The organism is Brachymonas moutaii (nom. illeg.) (assembly GCF_049977365.1).
Classification (GTDB): domain Bacteria; phylum Pseudomonadota; class Gammaproteobacteria; order Burkholderiales; family Burkholderiaceae_C; genus Brachymonas.
On record NZ_JBNGEN010000032.1, the window covers coordinates 1 to 543 of the forward strand.

Consider the following 543-nt stretch of genomic DNA (forward strand, 5'->3'; position numbering starts at 1 on the left):
GTCAATCCTGATGGTTATCTCATAGACATGCTGTGGATGCTTTTTGCGGTGCCCGTACACAGGGCCGTCACCTGAAAAGACATTGAGCCGAATATCCGATGGTGTGCCACCATTGGGGGTGATGGAGTTTTGCATATGGCACGCAGAAAGACAGAGGGTGGAGAGAAGGGCTGCACTTCCGAGGGCCATGTGCCGAAAGAGGGGACGGCGGTGCAGCCATGACAGGGAAAGGGGCTCCCGGTCGGCTGCGCGGGGGGTGCTGGCATGGTCAAGGATTTTGGAAGTTATTCCATTGAACGTCACTTGATCTTCTTTGCCTTGGGGACGAACGCCGACCTCTATATCCTTGCAGGAATGATCTGTAGAAATACTCATGACCGCACCTCGCGGGCGGTAGCTGTGATGGTGAAGAGGTGGTTTCTATTCTCCGGACTGAATTGTTCTGGCGACTGATGGCCGAGGTCTGCATATCCCTTTAAATCACCTATTTCTGGATGTTTTGGATAGATGCTTTTCCTGTAATACCGTCTCACCGGCTGACCG

Annotated in this window: 1 protein-coding gene; it reads right to left on the reverse strand. The window is 53.0% G+C overall.

What is annotated here, in order from left to right; all coding sequences use genetic code 11:
* Positions 1 to 375: hypothetical protein (locus ACP2WS_RS11305; protein WP_426460858.1), on the reverse strand; the 375-nt coding region annotated here is incomplete at its 3' end.
* Positions 376 to 543: the final 168 nt, after the last annotated feature.